We start from the raw sequence: 19,473 nt of genomic DNA on the forward strand, positions 1-19,473 counted from the left end.
ACTAGTCAATATAAACCACTTCTAGCGGTGGGAAACCATTGAACTCTACCGATGAGTAAGAATTGGTATAAGCACCAGTAGTTAGCCAATAGATTTTATCACCAATCTCAAGCTCTTCTGGTAACTGATAGCCAGCTTCTTCATACATAATATCAGTTGAATCACAGGTTGGACCTGCCAGTACTACTGTGCCTTCACTGGTAGACGTTTCCATCTTAGGCGTATAGACAGGATACTTGATAGCTTCACCTAGCGTCTCGATTAAGCCTTGGAATAGACCAACGTCGGTATATACCCAACGAGTCAAATCGGTATCAGACTTACGAGATATCAGTACTACGTCACTGACCAATACGCCTGAACCACCAACCAACGAACGACCCGGCTCCAAAATAATTTCTGGCATTTCGTCATCATTATAGTCGTCAGTCAGATAGCTGGTAATCTCTTCCGCATAGACTTTGATAGGATTGACTTCGCTAATGTAATTGGTCGGGAAGCCGCCGCCCAAATTGATCATTTGTAGCTTGATACCTTCTTCATTCTTCATCCAGTCAAACATATATTTAACTTTGGCTAACGCATCATCCCATGCAGCGACGTCTTTTTGCTGGCTACCAACATGGAACGAGATACCATAAGGAACCAATCCCAATTCACGCGCTTGAACCAGTAGGTCGATGGCCATATTAGGATGGCAACCAAACTTACGTGACAATGGCCATTCTGCTGTCTCTGAGCCTTGCACCAAGATACGCACAAATATTTTAGAGCCTGGAGCGTATTTGGCAATGTTTTTTAGATCTGCTTCTGAGTCAGTCGCATATAGATCGATGCCTTTCTCAAAAGCATACTTAACATGCTCAGCTTTTTTGATGGTGTTGCCATATGAGATACGAGATGGCTCAACGCCGCAACCAAGCACACGATCAAGCTCATAGATAGAGGCACAGTCAAAGTTTGAACCAAGGTTTGCTAGTAGATCGATTACTTCCACCGCAGGGCTAGCTTTCATTGCATAATGCAGTTTTGCATTAGGAAACAGGCTTACCATTTCATGGTATTTGGTTTCGATACGACTAAGGTCAACTACTAAGAAAGGCGTCTCGCGACCTTCAGCAGCCTTGGTAAATTTCTGCCAGCTGGCAGGTTCAAAATATTGGTCAATTTTGATCATTGTCATAGTAGTAAACCTTTTGTGGAAACTGTATCGGTTAGAAAAATTATCGCCAAACAGTGAATGCTAAATATTAACACCCACTGTAGACGTAACTATGTGAAGGATAAAGACGGAATAAAAAAGATAAGAATAAAGAGTAGAGCTTTAAGAATTGACGGCTTGTGTCTGTTTTTCTGCTGATTGAGCTTCTTGCTTTTCACGTATTTTAAGAACTTTGCGGACTTTATCACGAGCACGTGTCTGTTTAAGACGAGACAAGTAGTCAACGAAGATTACGCCATTTAGATGATCCATTTCATGTTGGATACAAACAGCAAGCAGTCCTTCGACTACTTCGTCGATGACCTCACCGTTACCGTCTAACGCTTCAATACGGACTTTATTAGGACGCTCGACCTTGTCATAGACATCAGGTACAGATAAGCAGCCTTCTTCATACGGTTGCTTTTCTTCTACCAGTGGCGTAACTTTTGGATTGATAAAAACTCTAGGAGAGCTTTTGTCTTCAGACAAATCCATCACGATAAGCTGAATATGATGATCCACTTGACTGGCTGCAAGCCCGATGCCTTGAGCATCATACATCGTCTCGATCATGTCTGCGATTAAGGTTTTGATTTCAGCAGTCACTTCCTTGACAGGCTTGGCGATAGTACGCAAGCGAGGATCTGGGTAACTTAAGATAGGGAGTAGTGCCATAACGCTCACCTCAATGATAAGGACAAAATAGGGTTGATATTATAAGATAAATGGGGACAAAAGTAATGCTTATCAATACTTTCGCAGTCATATGATGCTATATGCAGGTAGAAAGACTGGATTTCGATAACAAATGGCATAAAAAAGCCCTGCTTAACGCAAGGCTTTGTTTATATAGTATTTTGAGTAGCTAGTAATCATTTATGACTAAAATATGCATGGCTTATGACTAATTATGCACGGCGTTTATTTACAATCATTTCATATAGGAACAGTAGGATAATTGCACCGATCACTGAGAAAATCAGACCAGTGAAACCACCATCAGCGTTGATACCGATTAGGCCAGCTAGGAAACCACCTAGCATTGCACCAACGATACCCAATACGATAGTCATAATCCAGCCCATAGGGTCGTTACCTGGTTTGATAGCACGTGCTAATAAACCTGCGACTAAACCTACAATAATCATCCAAATAAAGCTCATGTTATTCTCCTAATATTATTAATATTTATAATGTGTTACAAGTTTTGATGAATCTATTGTAAACATTCCTCAAACGCAAAAGTAAGCATAAAATGTTACTACTGTAGGGGCTATGTGAGGAAAAATCCCGATTTGCTATTGAGTAAGGACAATAAGTAAACGAAAGGTTACAAAGGTAGCAATGGTGCTAACAGCATTTATCAACGTGGTACCTGTAGTGCCGAACTCATATAATTAAGACATATAAATATTAGAAGTAAAAAACGCAGCCATCTATTAGATGAGCTACGTTTGTATAGAGAAAAATAAGAAGAGCGGTTTCTTTATAAGAGCTGCTTCTTTATCTTAGCTAGAAGCGTTAGCCGTTATGTAATGCGGTTAATAAACGCTGATGAATCCCTTCAAAACCGCCATTTGACATAACTACAATCGCGTCACCTGCTTTTGCATGACTGCTGATATGCTCAATGATAGCATCAATGCTTGATAGTACTTGTTGGTTGCCGATAGAGTCGCTAGTAGCCTTAGCTTGTTCGATGACCTCTTTTAAGCCCCATTCCAAACCGGTAGGCTCGTACCATAATGTGTAGTCAGCAAGTGCCGCTGATTGAGCCAAGCTGTCTTGATGAATACCCATTTTCATGGTGTTACTACGCGGCTCAATGATAGCCCAAATGCGTCTATCAGCCAGCTTCTTTTTGGCACCATCTAATGTGGTCGTAATAGCCGTTGGATGATGGGCAAAATCATCAAAAACTAAGATATCATTGACGTCACCGATCAGCTCCATCCGGCGCTTAATACCAGCGAAATCTGATAAAGCGGCACAGGCAGTCTCAACACTGACACCAACATCATAGGCAGCAGCCACAGCAACTAATGCATTGTTGACGTTATGGATACCGCTCATTGACCAGTTTACAATGGCAGAGGCATCCTCATCAGCGGCAAAACTGACTTTGAACTTACTACCGTCTTCTTGAATCAGCTCAGCCTGCCAATCGCTACTATCTTTTAGAGTACGCGCATTTTCGCTAGTATCAGCTAAAGTAGAGTCGATGACGGCAGTACGCCAAATAGGTGTCCAAACCCCTTTCGCTAGCGTATCTTCTAAACTGATAGTCGCGGCTGGCATGATAATTTTCCCAGTGCTTGGAATCATACGCACCATATGGTGGAACTGAGTTTGTATTGCATTGAGATCCGCAAAGATATCTGCATGATCAAACTCAAGGTTATTCAAAATAGCAGTACGCGGACGATAGTGAACGAACTTTGAGCGCTTATCAAAAAACGCAGAGTCGTACTCATCTGCTTCAATTACAAAGTAGCCAGATTTATCATTATCGCTTTTATCAGCACCCAAATAGCTGCTGTGCGCAAACACTTGCTGTAAGTGCTCGTCAGTCGTATCAACCAATGGCACACCGCCAATCAAAAACCCTGCATCGATACCAGCATAATGTAATATCCACGCAAGCATAGTCGTGGTTGTGGTCTTACCATGCGTACCTGCAACGGCGATTACGTGACGTGACTGCAATACTTGCTCAGATAAGAACTGCGGACCTGATGTATAGCGCAAGCCATTATCTAGCATATACTCAATCACATCCATGCCGCGCTTCATCGCGTTCCCAACGACGACTAAGTCTGGCGTTGGTTGCAAATGTTCTACTAGGTAGCCCTCTTCGATAGTCACGCCAGCATTTTCGAGTTGAGTGGACATAGGAGGATAGACATTGGCATCTGAACCCGTGACTGTATGCCCAAGCGCACGTGCTAGCAATGCTAGTGAGCCCATAAAAGTACCACAAATACCAAGGATATGAATATGCATAGACGTTCCGTACGCGCTTGAATGAAAAGAATAGAGAGCTGATAAAATAAAGTATGAGGTGCCTAGCTGTTATCAGTAAAAATAACCACTCTGATAAACAACGACCAATATATCAGCTGGGCAAACAAACAATCATTGTAAAGTAAACCCTGTTCGATGACCAATAAAAAACGCCTAACAAGTAGGCGCTATGTAGCTAATGTAATTTCGGCGTTTAGTATGTAGAGATACGCCAACTAACAGTCAGCATGATGACGCTTTTATTTGCGAGATAACGTATAGTCATCCTCTAAATTATCGTGTTCATCAATCCGTATCAAGTGGTTGTCTTGGATATGATAGGTCTCGATATTTTTCCCTTCATAGACAATGGTGATTTTATCATTGTCTTGTCGGTAGATACCCGATTCGAGTAGAGGTGTTTTTGGTTTTTCAGGATTATGATAATAACTTGCTTTTAGTACGGAACCATCAGCGAATAAGTTCAATGTAACGTCGATACTGTCGCAATCTGTACAAGAGACCATGCCGCCGTAATCGCCCATCAATGTTGCTTGCAGCATACTGCTTTTCGCTTCTGATCGCTCCATAGAGCTGTCTGTGTAGGTATCTTTATTTGACTGAGCAGCAGCAATCAATGATTGTCCTTCTGCCATTTCGCTTGACTCATCATTAGTTGCTGATTCAGCGTTGTCATCTTGAAAAGGTTGTGAAGCACCCTGTGATTCAGAGTTAGTAGTAGCGAACGTAGATACCATGTCTTTTTCGGTGTTAGATGAGGCACTATCACAGCCTACTAGTAACATGCATAAAGGCACTACAAGTAACGATGGACGCCACCGTTTTACGATAGCAAGCGTGGTAGAGCAAATAGGAGCAAGATATATCATGGTCATACCAAAAACAGTTTTTAAAAAGAATTTTTAAAGCTGGTTTGCACATCGACAACACAGCATTATTGGCGAAAATAAGGACAATCAAAAAGAGACGCTTAGCGATAACTTAAGTTGAAAATGATAAATGTCTTACATATTTTTCATATAAAGCACTCAGCTTTATATAGTCATAAATTTCTTAAGGCTATCTGTCAATAGAATAAGCTGGCTAAAGATATCAAAGGCTTGAAAATATCTCTGTGGACTTTTTGTTGTTGCTCATGTATCTAAAAGGTAGAGTGGGTGGTAGAAATACTTAGTGGTATCGCTAATATGGGTTGTAAGAGCGGATTAATAGTAGACAAAAAAACAGACATTGTATCGAAGATAGCAATGTCTGTTTTAAAAGCAGAGGTAAGAAAAAAACCTAACTTCTTATTGAGTCATAAGATACTAATTAGCAGATTTTACGATACGCATTAATATCAAGACATGTACGATCAGCAGCACACTGAATAGAATCAACGACTGCTCAGGAATACTTAATCCCATAAGCGTCCAATCAACAGAGGCACATTCGCCAGATCCTGCAAATACTTCTTTGAATACTTGTAGTATAGGAAGGGTATCAAGCCAATAGTTCAGTCCTGGACCACAAGAAGGTACTTGATCAGCAGGTAAATGTTGCAGCCATACATGGCGTGCTGCTACCGCAGTTGCCCAGCCAATACCAACTAGACTACCAAGCCATAGCAGTAGTCTTATCACTTTAGATTTAGGATTAAACAACGCTGATATGAGGGCAAAACCGCCCATGACGATTAGACCAACACGCTGAAAAATACAGAGCGGGCAAGGTGAAAGCCCTAGATGACGCTGTAAATAGAACAGCGCAAAACTCATGCCTATGATGGCCATTATCACCAAAAATACTTGCAGGTTACGGTAAGTGGTTAGCTGTCGCATTGTGCGGTTACTCTTATGGGTTTATCTATAATAGATGTGAGGTAGCAATCAAGATTAAGCAGTCAAAATGTCACAGTCAGGACTTAGCAATTAATAACTAGCAACTTAGCGATACTGCTGTAAAAATTCCATAAAGTCTTCTGTTTCAGATTGCTCAATCTCAGCTTGCTGTAAGATAGATTTTTCTGCTAATACTTCATATTTAGCTTGAGTGTTTGGACTAAGTGTCTGCTGTAGTAAAGACTCGCGATGCTGCTGAGCCAACGTAAATCCAAGCTGCCATAAGCTGCCTAAGCGTTTGCTATCAGAATTTACTTGTGCAGAGATAGTCGACTCAGAGTGTCCTGCTTTGCCCTGCATCAATGCTACGGCCGCGCGGTAATCGTTACCACCATAGTGAGCATCAAGCAATGCAGCAAGCGGCTGCATACGCTCTAAATGCGTGAGCATCCAGCTTTCAAGTGACTGCTCTTGACCATTATTGATAATATGCAAGTCATCACGGCGACCTTCATTGACCACACGCTCAAGATTGATAGCGAGCGTGTCTTCTTCTTCAGGTAGCAAGTCTGGTGAGTCACTGAACAGACAATACAGCGCCATCACTTCCAAGAAGCAAGCACTAGAGAGGCGAATACCTACGTCACTGTATGGGTCAAGATCGATAGCACGGAACTCGACATAGGCGATACCGCGACGCTCAAGCGCTTCGGTTGGAGTTTCGCCGCTCATTGCGATTTGTTTAGGACGAATAGGGCTGTAATACTCGTTTTCTATCTGTAGAATATGATTGTTAATTTGGATCGGGTTACCATCTTCGTCTTCTAGGCCAAGCTTAGCAAAGCTCTCGTGCGGCGTTTGAATGGCACGGCGCAGACCATCGACATACTCTGGCAGATAGTTGTAACGGATATCAAGTTGCTCTTGCACGCTATTGGTATAGCCAAGCTTACCCATACGCAGGCTAGTCGCAGCAGGTTTGTAATAGGTCGAATCGTTGAGCAATTCTAAATCGTGCTCACGCCCTGCCAAGAAGCAAGGACACACGCTTGGACTGGCACCTAGCAAATATAAAACAAGGCTGGTTAGACGTTTAAAGTTACGAATCAGCCCTAAGTATTTCTCATTTTTGAACTCTGTCAATGTCTGGCTTTGTGCGGTCGACGTTTTGGCTTGCCACGTCTCAAACAACGTATCACCAAAAGACAAGTTGTAATGTAAACCAGCAATCGTCTGCATGCGGCGACCATAGCGGATACCAAGTCCACTACGATATAAAGTTTTTAGCTTACCCGTATTAGAGCTACCATAATCAGCTAGTGGGATATCTTCGTCTTTAGAAGACAACATGCAAGGCATCGATAACGGCCACATTAGCTCACCTTCAGGCATACCCTGATAGACCAATACGTGCAATTGGCGCAGCATATTGAGGGTCTCTTTTGGTGAGGACTTTGGTTCAGTGATGAGCTCAAGCAGGCTTTCTGAGTAATCGGTAGTGATAAAAGGGTGGGTAAGTTTTGACCCAAGTTTGGCTGGATGCGGAGTCTGTGCCAAGAAACCATCAGGCTTTACGCGTAGGCCCTCTTTCTCAATACCGCGGAGCATACCCGTTAAGTGTTGGCTGTCAAACCAATTAGGGATTTCGAAATTAACAAAGCTACTCGCAAAATTACTCATAATAGTCATCTATTGTTATTTATTATGGCGGATCAAAACACGATAAGCGTTTGTCCATAAAATAGGTAAATGTTAGGTCAATAATTCCGTCAGTTTAGCTCAAAGCTGTCTTGAAAACCACGGACAATTACAAATACGATAAGCTTTAGGCAACGCGATTTGTGAAGATTTTGACCCTGTCTTTAATACAAATTCATCTCGAATATAGCGTTATTCTGGCCAGACAGTTTGATAAAAAAAGCATCTACCTGAGAGATAGATGCTTTGTTCATTATGTCTACAAGCCATTTGACATAGTATTGGCACACTATCGCATTATCTTAATAACCATAGCGCGACCGCGTCTATTTAGCTTATATAGAGAATGACGAACCGCAGCCGCACGTGGTCGTGGCATTTGGATTGGTCACCACAAAACGTGCCCCTTCCAGTCCTTCAGTATAGTCAACGGTAGAACCTTGCAAGTATTGATAGCTTAGCGAATCGACGACTAACGTCACATCACCATTATCAAAATTGGCATCGTCTTCGTTTAGATCGTTGGCAAAGTTAAACCCGTAAGAGAAACCAGAACAACCGCCACCCGTCACATAGACACGTAGCATAAGATCGCTATCGCCTTCTTCTTCGCGTAGACGGCGTACTTTTTGCGCCGCACTATCGGTTAGGCTTAATACGGTTGGGTCTACTGGCTGGCTTGAGCTTGGACTAAATTGGTTGGCTGATTCGTTCATATCTACCTCAGTTGCTAGGATCAAATGCGGTCGTCGTCCTGTTTGGGTTTGCAATAGGGTACTTGCAAATAAAGATACGCACGGCGTTTGATTTAATTGGGTGCTGTCATTATGGCAAAGCTATTGGTGCATTATAAGCTGTTTGTACAATTTCAAAATATTATTTGTGCCACCACAACGTTTTATTGGCTCTATTGATAGTGGGCACTTATCTTTTAGCAGTATATCATAATGGGGGTGCTGATTCGTTTGTCAAGAGTGATGCAACTACTGAATTTTACTAATGAATAGCAGTGTTCCATTTTTGATATTGTGTTTTTTAAAATAACTGCGTCAATGGGCTAAACCAATAACCAGACTAAAAAATAATAGCGTGTGACTGTATAAAACACTACTTAATAATATTAGACAGTCTTAAAGCTTATTAGTCATATTACGGTATTTTACGGCCATAACCTTTATAATAGTCACAACCATGTATGAGCTCAAGAGTCGCTTGTGCAACTTAAGGTGTTTAGCGTAATAAATACTTAGTTTTGAAATAGTTATTTAATTGTTTGCCTATGGGGCAAGCGTTTGAAATAATAGCCGCCAGTTGGCATACCCTATGTGTGTTTCTTATTGCCCTATATCTATATTATTGTTGAGATGAAGAAATTATATGATCGAATTTAAAGACGTTGGTGTTCGCCGTGATGGTCGTGAATTGTTTGCAGGTGCAAGCTTTCAGCTCCATCCAGGTCACAAAGTTGGACTGACGGGCAACAACGGCACAGGCAAATCTACTTTATTTGCGCTGTTACTGACGCAGATGGGTACAGGCGATACAGAGGTCACCCTTGATAAAGGTGAAGTCAGTATTCCTGATAGCTGGCATGTGGCGCACATGGCGCAGGAAGTTGGTGCTACGACGCAGTCTGCAATCGATTATGTATTGAGCGGTGATGAGCAGTGGTATGAAATTAATGCTGCGCTAAATGATTTGAGCAGTGTCAGTGATGAGCAAATTGGTGTGCTACACCAGCAGTTTGATGAAATCGACGGATATCGTACGCCGACCAAAGCAGCACAAATTATGGCAGGTCTTGGTTTTAAGACTAGCCAGCATGAGCTGCCTGTAGAAGGGTTTTCTGGTGGTTGGCGTATGCGCTTAAACCTCGCCAAAACCTTGATGAGCCGTGCTGATCTGATGTTACTGGATGAGCCAACCAACCATTTGGACTTGGACGCTATCTTGTGGCTTGAGACATGGATCAATGCCTATATGGGTCTGGTCATCGTCATCTCGCATGACCAAGCGTTTTTGGATGCGACAGTCGGCCATATCCTGCATGTAGAGCAGCAAAAAATCACTCTTTATACTGGTAACTATCAGCAGTTCATTCGTACCCGTCACGAGCGTATGGCGCAGCAGCAGCAAGCATTTGAGAAGCAAGAAGCGACAAAGGCTCACTTGGATGATTTTATTCGTCGTTTCCGTGCTAAAGCCAGTAAAGCCAAGCAAGCACAGAGCCGTATTAAGCAATTAGAGCGCATGGCAGAGCTGTCACCAATGATGGCTGACAATCCGTTCTCGTTCCAGTTTTACGAGCCAGCAAACATGAGCTCACCGCTGATTGAGCTGACCAACGCAGATATTGGCTATAGTGAGACACCGCTTCTACACAATGCCAATGTACAGGTAACCCCTGATACCCGTCTTGGCTTACTAGGTATGAACGGCGCTGGTAAATCAACGCTGATTAAAGCATTAGTCGGTGAGCTTGGCGTACTAACAGGGAAATATCGTGTTTCGGATACCCTAAAGCTAGGCTATTTCAATCAGCATCAAATGGATATCCTAGATGCCAAAGCCACGCCTATAGAGATGCTACGTCGCCTAGCAGGTAAAACCTCTGATGCGATGCTACGTTCATTTCTGGGTAGCTTTGACTTCCGCGGTGAGCGTATTGATACGCCAAGCGAGCTATTCTCAGGTGGTGAGCGCGCGCGTTTGACTTTAGCATTGATCGTTTGGCAGCGTCCAAACGTCCTTGTACTCGATGAGCCAACCAACCATTTAGACTTACAAATGCGTCAAGCATTGACTATCGCCTTACAAGGTTTTAAGGGTGCAGTGGTACTGGTATCGCATGATCGAGAACTAATTGCCAATGTCTGTGATGAGCTGTATCTAGTACATGATGGCATCATCGAAGAGTTCGATGGCGACATTGGCGACTATGGTAAATGGCTAGCAGAGAAGCGCAAGCAAGAGAACGCATCAGATAAAAATACAGGTAAGAAAAAAAGCAAAAAAGAGAGTAAGAAATTCGTTTCACGTGAAACAGATAATAGTCAAGCAAGTAACAAGTCATCTGATAACTCATCAAATAGTAGAGTTGCTACACCTGCACTTAGTAAAGAAGAGCAGCGTAAGCTAGCCGCTGAACAGCGTAAAATGACAGCACCTATCCGCCGCGAGATAGAAGAAACAGAAAAGACCCTGGCTAAGATTGATAAGCAGCTTGTAACGCTTGAAGAAAAACTGGCTGATACAGATCTGTACGAAGAGAGCCGTAAGTCTGACTTGCTTGTATTACTCAATGAACAAACAGCGCTACAGCAGCAGCATAGCGATAATGAAGAGAAGTTACTACTATCAATGACGACTTTAGAAGAGATGGAAGCTAAGTTCGCATAAAGCGTTCTAGATAGTTAGTTATATAAGCAGACATAAAAAAGGGATGGCATAAGCCATCCCTTTTTTATTACATTATTCCTTACGATATTTGCCATCACCGTACGACAGTATTTCCATCGTGGTCGTACAAAGCTGACAGTTTATTTCACCAGCAGCGGCTTTTGATAAATCAAGGATACGACCTCTAATAAAAGGTCCTCTGTCCGTAATTTTTACAACGACGCTCTGCTTTGTCTTTTGATTGGTTACTTGTACCTTCGTGCCGAACGGTAACGTGCGATGTGCAGCGGTTAAAGAGTTCATGTTGAAGATACTGCCACTCGCTGTGCGCTTGCCATGAAACTTACTACCGTAATAACTGGTATTGGCAGCGAAAACTGTGGTGCTAAGTAGTAGCGATAAAGTGACAACCAAAGACTTGATTAAATAAGACATTTAATACCTTTAAGCAATTAATAAAATAGACAGATGCTCTTGCCTACGTTATCTATACTCCCTATGAGTATGAATAATAGGGGATTTTACAAGAGCTAGCTTGTCATATTATTACTGCCGTGTAAAAAACTCATGAGGTCAAATAGCTGTTTTTTAAGGAAAAATAGCTATTTTTTAGCAAGAATGCTGATGATGTAGGTACTAAAATTAGACTTATAAAGAGTGATTCTCATAAAGAAGCCGACAAAATACTGGAAAGCCAACAACACAATATAAATAGGTAATATATAAAGACCAAATCTATCGATATAGCATAATTATCGTTATGAAAGCTCAAATAGTAATAGATAATATAATGTAAAAAAACCTTGCTATATTCTTACTATTTTGTAGAATGCATAAGGTTAAACATTATTCTAGAGTATCTATCAAATGTATTCATGATAAGTTTGATTTTTTATCAAATAATCTATTTTTTATCGTCTTTCGAGGAAGTTTTATGTTGAAAAAAATTGCGTTCGCTTCAGTTGTCGCGGCAATGATTCCGTTTAGTACAGCGAATGCTGATCTTGGCTCTAAATTTAAAAAAGTAGAGACTGGTCGTACGATTGAGCAAGTATACAAAGAATGTGGTATTGGTGGTGCTTTGTTCGGTAATTCAAGTCCTATCCTTGCTATTATCTCTAACGTGACTTGGGATTGGGGTACTACCGCTGCGACTTCTAATTCTATGTCTCCTGAAACTTGCCAAGGTGGCAATGTTAGAGCGGCTATTTTGATCAAAGAAGCATTCCCAAGTGTGGAAAAAGACTTAGCTTCAGGCCAAGGTGCTCATTTATCTGCCCTACAAAGTGTTGCTAACTGTGATTCAGCTGCTAGTGTACGCGCACAGTATGGTCAATATACTCAGACTTCTGCCTATCGTACTGCTACGCAAGATCAAAATGCTGAGACGCTATTTAGCATCGTTAAGCAAAGCTGTGCTATCTAAATATTGAAAGTATTAGGTATTAAGTTTTTAGTTTAATACTCAAACTTTTGATGATTTAATGATAAAAACACGTAAACCTAGTGCTTACGTGTTTTTTATTGCTCATGTATTTATGGTATCTAAATAAAATGCAAAAGATGTTTTTATGGGCTGCCTGTTTGTCTGCAATGACTATTTGCAACGCAGAAGTTGATGAAACGAAAGCCTATGCTGTAGCGCCCGTAACAGTAGATAAATTCTCTTCTAGTAATGATTCGGCTATCGCAGCAGACTTGGCTTTAAGTGATCCCGAGAACTTGTCAGATACTGTGCAAAGCGTACAACGACTCAATGAAGCGCAGGTACAGGAGCAAAACTGGAACTCTCAAAAAGATACCGCTATTGACCCCATAAGACTAAAATCATTGGCTAAGCACTCCCAGTGGCAACATTTATTGTTTTATAAAAATGGCAAGGCTGAAGTCATCTCACCATATTTTTATTTAACCAATCCTAAGCCTCGTTCGAAACGTAATTTTGATCCCTATGCAGAGCTTATAGCAACGATAGAGCAAATAAATAATGAGGGCGTAGTTTGTAAGTATCCAGCCAGATATTTATGGCTTAATCACCATTTACCAGAGCTGAACGTTGATCTCAAAGACTGCTCAAAATTACCTGATGCAAATCAAGAAATAAGCCTTATCCTAGTAAGCAGCTACCTAAAAAACCCAGCTTCTTCATTTGGTCATGTACTGGTCAAAACCAACACGCCTATAGATAATGCAAATAATACGAACAGTGATGTCAGAGAGTTATCTAGCGAGGACTTACTTAATAACTCATACAACTTCGGTGCTCGTATTCCAGAAAATGAGAACGGTGCGATGTATGCGCTAAAAGGACTATTTGGGTTTTATGATGCTGGGTTTTCAGAGACGGAATTTTTTAAACAAGACGCGGTATATTCCAAGAACGAGCAACGTGATATGTGGGAGTACGTGCTCAATCTAGATACCTTTGAAACACAATTATTGAACTATCATTTGTACGAAGCAAAGTCTGCTCGATTTGACTATTATTTTATCAAACAAAATTGTGGTTATCGCTCAGGAGAGATGCTTGAGCTGATAAGCGACATAAAAACGACTGAGCGAGTAGGTCCTTGGTATGCGCCAGATTATGTATTCGATCAGCTACTAGAACACGACAACGGCGCTGATTCCTTAGTGTTTTCAGTACGCTATTTGCCCTCTGAACAAACGCAGCTGCGCGAGAAGTTTGTACAATTATCTAAGCCAATACAAGCCATCATAAACTCTGTCATTCGTACAGAAAGCACTGCCCCGCTTGCTACCTTAAACGCGGACGATAGGGCGGTTGCGCTTGATTTTCTGATCTTACATCGTACTTATAAAATCACACAAGACAATACACTGAAGCAGCAAGCTTTCAAAAGCGAATTGCTCAGTCAGCGTTTTGCGCTACCAGCTAGCAATGGTTTGGCTCAGCTAACTGTACCGAACAAACCCTCTCCAGCATTGAGCAACAAAACCACGCAGACCACAGTCGTTTTATCTGAGGAGAAAGCAGAAGTTGGTTTATCGTTATTTGTAAAAGACCCACTTAACGCTCATACAGATATTGATAAACGTTTTGAAGCCGTAAAAGCGTCACTGGGTTATAGCTTTGATGTGCATCAATGGACATTGACGGATTTCGTATTTTTAGACATGCAGCAGATTGAAGATCTTAGACAATCGTTATCGGGCGAACCTAAACTGTCTTGGCAACTGAAAACAGGCGCTCGTACAGACATGTTTACTGGTAATCGACATAGCCCTTACGCACAAGCTGGCGTTGGCGCAGGCGCTAAGTTTGGTAAGCATATACTTGGCTATAGTATGGTCAATGCGACGGTCCATGATCAAGATAAACACGCAGATATCGGTATTGAGCTTGGCTTACGTATGAAACGTAATAACCAAAGTGCTGAATTGTCTTACGTCACTTCAAAGCGAGAAGGGCGCGCTGCTATTGATTTTACCAAATTGACATTACGCCAGCAGCTATCAAAGAATAACGACGCCAGACTTGTAATGACATATTCAGACACTGTGATGACCAATAATAGCGTAGTGTTAAGTGATTCAAATACGATAGACGCTGCTATCGCTTGGCATCACTACTGGTAATATTTATATAACGGTGTTCGTTGTAATTATTGCTATGATGATAAGTAGGCTACAAAAATTGCTATAGCAGAATTTAATAGCTATCTATACCGTATCGTTTGAAATTGGCAGACTGATACCACTAATATGTTTTTGTTTTGGGGGAAATAACATGGCAGAGAAAAACTACTATGACATTTTAGGGGTCGAAAAAGACGCCTCAGACGCTGATATCAAAAAAAAATACCGTAAGCTCGTTCGTCAGTATCATCCCGATGTCAGTGATCATCCAGACGCTGATAATAAAATTGCAGAAATAAACAACGCTTACGAAACAATCAGAGATAAAGAAAAGCGCGCTGAATATGACGCTATGCTCAATAATCCGTTCGCGGGTCAAAGTAGATCAAGTGGGTTTGGTGGCAGTGGGCAAACTGGTGCGGGTCAAGGTGGTTTTCGCTGGGAAGATATCAAAGATCAGTTTGGTGACGGTGAGGCCTTTGGTGATGGTGGTTTTCGTTTCGATGATATTTTTTCAGCATTTGGTCGCGGCGCACGTGGGTCAACTGGTGGACAAACGGGCAGTCGCTCTCAAAGCAGTGGCTTCGATCAATTTGGTGGTGGCTTTGGGACGCAAGATAGCAAAGGTCAGGATCAGCATGCCGAGATTACCGTTGATTTGTCTTCAGTCTATAGTGGCGACGACTACAGCATTAAGTTAAACGTCCCTGTTCGTCAGCCCAATGGTAATGTCGACTACGATAATAAAACCCTTAAGATAAAAATTCCTAAAGGTATCACTGACGGTAAGCAAATTCGTTTAGCAGGGCAAGGTGCTGCTGGTAGCAGTAATGGCAAAAATGGCGATTTATTTTTGAAGGTTAAAATTCGTCATGATGTCAATATTCGTATAGAAGGTGCAGATGTTTATCAAACCGTGAATATTGCACCGTGGGAAGCGGCACTGGGTGAAAAAATCAACGTCAGTACGCCAGCGGGTACGCTTGGTGTGACCATTCCTAAGAATAGTAAATCCGGTAGCAATTTACGTCTTAAAGGCAAAGGTATCCCTGCCAAGCAAGCAGGCGACTTGTATCTAACTCTAAATATTGTCAACCCTGATGTCAGTAGTGATGCGTCGATACAGGCTTATGAGCAGCTAAAACAGGCCTTTGCGGATACCAATATTAGTCGTTAAACAAGATTATGAACAACCGTTATTTATTACTGAAGTAATAGACGAATAGCAGAGATGAATACGATACCGATGAAATAAAGAGAAAACGAGGATAATAGCTATGAACCACTCGACTGAATTTACAGACATCATCATGAGCTTAGATGAACTGGTCTCTGCCTGTGGCCAAGAGCGCCAATGGGTCATCGAATTAATCGAAGAAAATATCATTGAATATGATGTACCAGAGCATGAAAAATTTACTGGTTATCAGCTGACGACAGTGCGCCGTGCATCGCGATTGAGTCGTGATTTTGAAGCCAGCGTACCAGCAATTGGTTTGATACTTGAGCTGTTAGATGAAGTTGAGCAACTGCGCCAACTTAAACGTCAAATAGAGCAGCAAACACCAGTCATCGAAGTCGACATAGACAATCTAAAGTAACTAACACAGTAAAATACCGCATAAAAAAAGGGCCCTATAAAGGCCCTTTTTTTATGTCTATATAAAACACTTCAGCAGAAATTAACGCGAATAAGTAGGATCCGCCGCTGCTGTAAACAACACATCAGTTGAAGAGTTCAAGGCAGTCTCAGCTGAATCCTGAATCACACCGATGATGAAGCCAATCGCAACCACTTGCATCGCGATATCATTTGGAATGCTAAATAAGCTAGCAGCAAGTGGAATCAATAGTAATGAACCACCAGCAACACCAGAAGCACCGCAAGCACTAATCGTAGCAACCAGGCTGAGTAGCAGCGCTGATGCAAACGTCACTTCGATACCCAACGTATGAGCAGCAGCAAGCGTTAATACGTTAATGGTAATTGCAGCACCAGCCATATTGATCGTGGCACCTAGTGGAATGGTCACTGAATAAGTGTCTTCATGCAATCCAAGCTTACGGGCAAGGTTCATATTGACTGGAATATTAGCCGCTGAACTACGTGTAAAGAAGGCAGTAATTCCTGATTCGCGCAGACATCTGAACACGAGTGGATAAGGATTTTTACCCGTTTTAATAAGGACGATAAGTGGATTGGCAACCAACGCAATGAATAACATGCAGCTGATCAATACCATCAAGATACGTGCGTAGCCTGCCAAAGAAGCAAAGCCTGTCTCAGCAACCGTGCTAGCAACTAGGCCCAAGATACCAAATGGGGCTAAAGCAATAATCCATTTAACTACTTGTGAGATGGCATCAGCGAAATCACCGACAACATTACGAGCAGTATCACTGGCTTGACGCAATGCAAAACCGATAATAATTGCCCATGCTAAGATACCAATATAGTTGGCTTCAGCGATTGCATTGATCGGGTTGGCGACCAAGTTCATGAGCAAGTTGGTCAAGACTTCTTTTAGGTCAGCAGGTGGTACTTGCGCGATATCGGCGTTGATCAAGACCAGCTCAGTTGGGAACAAAAAGCTGGCACCGACTGCCGTTAGCGCTGCCAAAAAAGTGCCAAACATGTACATGATAAGCACCGGCTTTACGTAGACTTCATTACCACTGCGATGTTGACTAATGGCTGCCATAACCAGAATAAATACTAGGATGGGAGCGACTGCTTTTAGTGCGCCGACAAAGAGTGTACCAAGCAACCCTATGGCGGTGCCGATACTTGGCGCTAGCCAACCAATTAACACCCCTAACACCAAACCAATAATAATAAGCGGCACCAGCCCTATACGCTGGTACATCGCAATCAATGAACGCATCTGTACACCCTCAAGTCCGTTAAAAGTAAGTGAATTGTCACAACAGAAAATTTATCGAAGGATGGTAGCATTTTTTGACATATTCGCATACCGCTCATAGCAGTAGCTGTTGCGTGCAAACAGAGGGATAGTAAAGTTATACAACTAGTATAAAAAGAATGCAGCACTTATAGGCAAGGGCTAGCTACTCAGAATACCTCATTTATAGGAGAGTAAAAGCAGCGATATATAAGGTAAGAAGAGGTTTCGCTGTAGAAGATAAGAGGGAAATAAACGGCAAAGCTATACCTTAAAGTGGGTCAGATCGTAACCTAATTGCTGGTAAGCTTTATATTTATTGCGACCTTCTTGAGTACTTGTGGCATCAGGTCGAATCAGCTCAAGGACTCGAGAGGGTTTTGAATTATTGGTAGCAGCCATAAAATCGTTGACGGGACGTGTCGTCGTATTGAGCACGATACCATTAAAATCTGCTGGCATATGATTGCCTAGCAGTACAGGCGATGATACTTCAAAAGTAGCAATGTTGCTATCATCAGTACCTTTATCATTGGTACTTTTATTGTCATTATCAGGAAGACATTGATGTGGTATAAAACTCGTGGAGTCCTGTGACCAGAGTGCCGTATCTAGATTTGATAGTAATGTCTCATCTTCAATTAAAATCAGCAAAGACTGAGCGCTTTTATTAAGCGCAGTCTGAGTCAGCTGACAAATAAAGCCCAAGAAATCTTGGGCCTTACTCTCACTTAATACATAAAAACTAATTTTCATAAATGGATTAAGCCATCTCTGCGCTGTTTTTTAGATATTGCATAAACAGTGGCACAGGACGTCCAGTGGCTGCTTTGTCTTTACCTGAGTTCCATGCAGTACCAGCAATGTCTAAATGCGCCCATGCTTGACCTTCTTCAATGAAACGCGATAAGAAGCAGGCGGCAGTTACCGCACCAGCACCTTTACCACCGATGTTTTGCATATCAGCGATTGGTGAGTCAAGCTGATCTTGATATTCATCATCTAAAGGCATATGCCAAATAAGATCGCCTGATAGGTTACTTGCGTTTTCTAAATCAAACAGGACATCTTCATCATTACTAAATACGGCTGAACGAACATGGCCTAGCGCAACCACACAAGCGCCAGTCAAGGTAGCAACATCGATGATGGCTTTTGGCTGATAACGCTGCACGTAGCACAAGGTATCTGCTAGTACCAAGCGACCTTCAGCATCAGTGTTCAAGATTTCGACTGACTTACCATTCATTGCTTTAACGATATCGCCTGGACGTGTTGCATCACCTGATGGCATGTTTTCAGCACAGGCTAGTGCACCAACGACGTTGATTGGTAGACGAGCTTCGCACAACGCTTTGATTGTACCAAGTACTGACGCCGAACCACCCATGTCAAACTTCATCTCATCCATCGCCGCACCTGGTTTGATTGAGATACCGCCTGAATCAAAGGTTACGCCTTTACCGACTAATACGATAGGTGCGTCGTCATTGGTCGCTTGTGCATTGTCATTGCTATTTTTGCTTGCATTCTTAGCTGACTTTTTGGTTGGTAGTTTATCGGCTAATGCCTTTAGACCACTTACTTTTGCGTTGCTAGTGGTTTGCTCGGTAGTGCCTGCATTTGAACTAAATTCTGATTTACCACGGTACTCCATGAGCACTAGCTTACCTTCTTTGGTGGAGCCTTGTGCAACGGCCAAGAAGCAATGCATACCTAGCGCTGCCATCTCGTCCTCACCTAGTACCTTAACGGTTAATAGGTCAGGGTAAGTTTTTGCAAGCTCTTGAGCTTGTTCAGCCATGTAAGCTGGGAAGCAGATATT

General features: G+C 42.1%; 17 protein-coding genes. 5 read left to right on the forward strand and 12 right to left on the reverse strand.

All coding sequences use genetic code 11. From position 1 onward, the window contains the following. Position 1: 1 nt before the first annotated feature. The 8 genes from B2863_RS07465 to erpA form a co-directional block, all read right to left on the reverse strand. Complete coding sequence (locus B2863_RS07465) at positions 2-1,177, reverse strand: type III PLP-dependent enzyme (protein ID WP_296209780.1); 1,176 nt, start codon at positions 1,175-1,177, stop codon at positions 2-4. Positions 1,178-1,324: 147 nt separating this feature from the next. Continuing rightward, positions 1,325-1,879 carry a peptide deformylase gene (def, locus tag B2863_RS07470; protein WP_057757649.1) on the reverse strand — a complete coding sequence of 185 codons (555 nt, stop codon included), beginning with the start codon at positions 1,877-1,879 and terminating at the stop codon, positions 1,325-1,327. A gap of 233 nt (positions 1,880-2,112) precedes the next feature. After that, positions 2,113-2,367 carry a GlsB/YeaQ/YmgE family stress response membrane protein gene (locus B2863_RS07475; RefSeq protein WP_057757652.1) on the reverse strand — a complete coding sequence of 85 codons (255 nt, stop codon included), beginning with the start codon at positions 2,365-2,367 and terminating at the stop codon, positions 2,113-2,115. Positions 2,368-2,725: 358 nt separating this feature from the next. Then, complete coding sequence (mpl, locus tag B2863_RS07480) at positions 2,726-4,207, reverse strand: UDP-N-acetylmuramate:L-alanyl-gamma-D-glutamyl-meso-diaminopimelate ligase (protein WP_296208864.1); 1,482 nt, start codon at positions 4,205-4,207, stop codon at positions 2,726-2,728. Positions 4,208-4,467: 260 nt separating this feature from the next. Beyond that, positions 4,468-5,103: a copper resistance protein NlpE N-terminal domain-containing protein gene (locus B2863_RS07485; RefSeq protein WP_227522890.1), complete on the reverse strand. Its 636-nt coding sequence runs from the start codon at positions 5,101-5,103 to the stop codon at positions 4,468-4,470. 432 nt (positions 5,104-5,535) lie between these two features. Continuing rightward, positions 5,536-6,048 carry a disulfide bond formation protein B gene (locus tag B2863_RS07490; protein WP_057757661.1) on the reverse strand — a complete coding sequence of 171 codons (513 nt, stop codon included), beginning with the start codon at positions 6,046-6,048 and terminating at the stop codon, positions 5,536-5,538. A gap of 105 nt (positions 6,049-6,153) precedes the next feature. Continuing rightward, the gene (gene gshA, locus B2863_RS07495) at positions 6,154-7,728 is read right to left on the reverse strand and encodes a glutamate--cysteine ligase (RefSeq protein ID WP_296208872.1); all 1,575 of its coding nucleotides are present in this window, start codon (positions 7,726-7,728) and stop codon (positions 6,154-6,156) included. Between the two features lie 353 nt (positions 7,729-8,081). Further along, positions 8,082-8,462, reverse strand: coding sequence for an iron-sulfur cluster insertion protein ErpA (erpA, locus tag B2863_RS07500; RefSeq protein ID WP_057757666.1), 381 nt, complete (start codon positions 8,460-8,462; stop codon positions 8,082-8,084). 661 nt (positions 8,463-9,123) lie between these two features. On the opposite strand from erpA, the gene B2863_RS07505 reads away from it, so the two are divergent. After that, positions 9,124-11,145 carry an ATP-binding cassette domain-containing protein gene (locus tag B2863_RS07505; protein ID WP_296208874.1) on the forward strand — a complete coding sequence of 674 codons (2,022 nt, stop codon included), beginning with the start codon at positions 9,124-9,126 and terminating at the stop codon, positions 11,143-11,145. Between the two features lie 72 nt (positions 11,146-11,217). Here B2863_RS07505 and B2863_RS07510 read toward each other — a convergent pair whose 3' ends face one another. Continuing rightward, the gene (locus tag B2863_RS07510) at positions 11,218-11,580 is read right to left on the reverse strand and encodes a septal ring lytic transglycosylase RlpA family protein (protein WP_057757673.1); all 363 of its coding nucleotides are present in this window, start codon (positions 11,578-11,580) and stop codon (positions 11,218-11,220) included. Positions 11,581-12,079: 499 nt separating this feature from the next. On the opposite strand from B2863_RS07510, the gene B2863_RS07515 reads away from it, so the two are divergent. The 4 genes from B2863_RS07515 to B2863_RS07530 all read left to right on the forward strand — a co-directional run bounded on the left by B2863_RS07515 (position 12,080) and on the right by B2863_RS07530 (position 16,346). Continuing rightward, complete coding sequence (locus B2863_RS07515) at positions 12,080-12,571, forward strand: DUF3015 family protein (protein ID WP_296208877.1); 492 nt, start codon at positions 12,080-12,082, stop codon at positions 12,569-12,571. A 167-nt stretch (positions 12,572-12,738) separates the two neighbouring features. After that, positions 12,739-14,745: a DUF4105 domain-containing protein gene (locus B2863_RS07520; protein WP_296209782.1), complete on the forward strand. Its 2,007-nt coding sequence runs from the start codon at positions 12,739-12,741 to the stop codon at positions 14,743-14,745. Between the two features lie 151 nt (positions 14,746-14,896). After that, positions 14,897-15,922, forward strand: coding sequence for a DnaJ C-terminal domain-containing protein (locus B2863_RS07525; RefSeq protein WP_296208879.1), 1,026 nt, complete (start codon positions 14,897-14,899; stop codon positions 15,920-15,922). A gap of 100 nt (positions 15,923-16,022) precedes the next feature. Further along, positions 16,023-16,346 (forward strand): chaperone modulator CbpM, encoded by a 324-nt coding sequence (locus tag B2863_RS07530; RefSeq protein ID WP_102083164.1) that lies wholly within the window; start codon positions 16,023-16,025, stop codon positions 16,344-16,346. 81 nt (positions 16,347-16,427) lie between these two features. Here the strand turns inward: B2863_RS07530 and sstT are convergent, their stop codons facing one another. From sstT to B2863_RS07545, 3 genes are all read right to left on the reverse strand, one after another. After that, positions 16,428-17,630, reverse strand: a complete 1,203-nt coding sequence (gene sstT / locus B2863_RS07535) for a serine/threonine transporter SstT (RefSeq protein WP_057757687.1) — start codon at positions 17,628-17,630, stop codon at positions 16,428-16,430. A 282-nt stretch (positions 17,631-17,912) separates the two neighbouring features. After that, positions 17,913-18,404: a DNA polymerase III subunit chi gene (locus tag B2863_RS07540; protein ID WP_296208884.1), complete on the reverse strand. Its 492-nt coding sequence runs from the start codon at positions 18,402-18,404 to the stop codon at positions 17,913-17,915. 7 nt (positions 18,405-18,411) lie between these two features. After that, a partial coding sequence (locus B2863_RS07545; RefSeq protein ID WP_296208887.1) for a leucyl aminopeptidase occupies positions 18,412-19,473 on the reverse strand: 1,062 nt, incomplete at its 5' end.

Origin of the sequence: Psychrobacter sp. UBA3480 (assembly GCF_002377945.1) — a bacterium.
Classification (GTDB): Bacteria; Pseudomonadota; Gammaproteobacteria; order Pseudomonadales; family Moraxellaceae; genus Psychrobacter.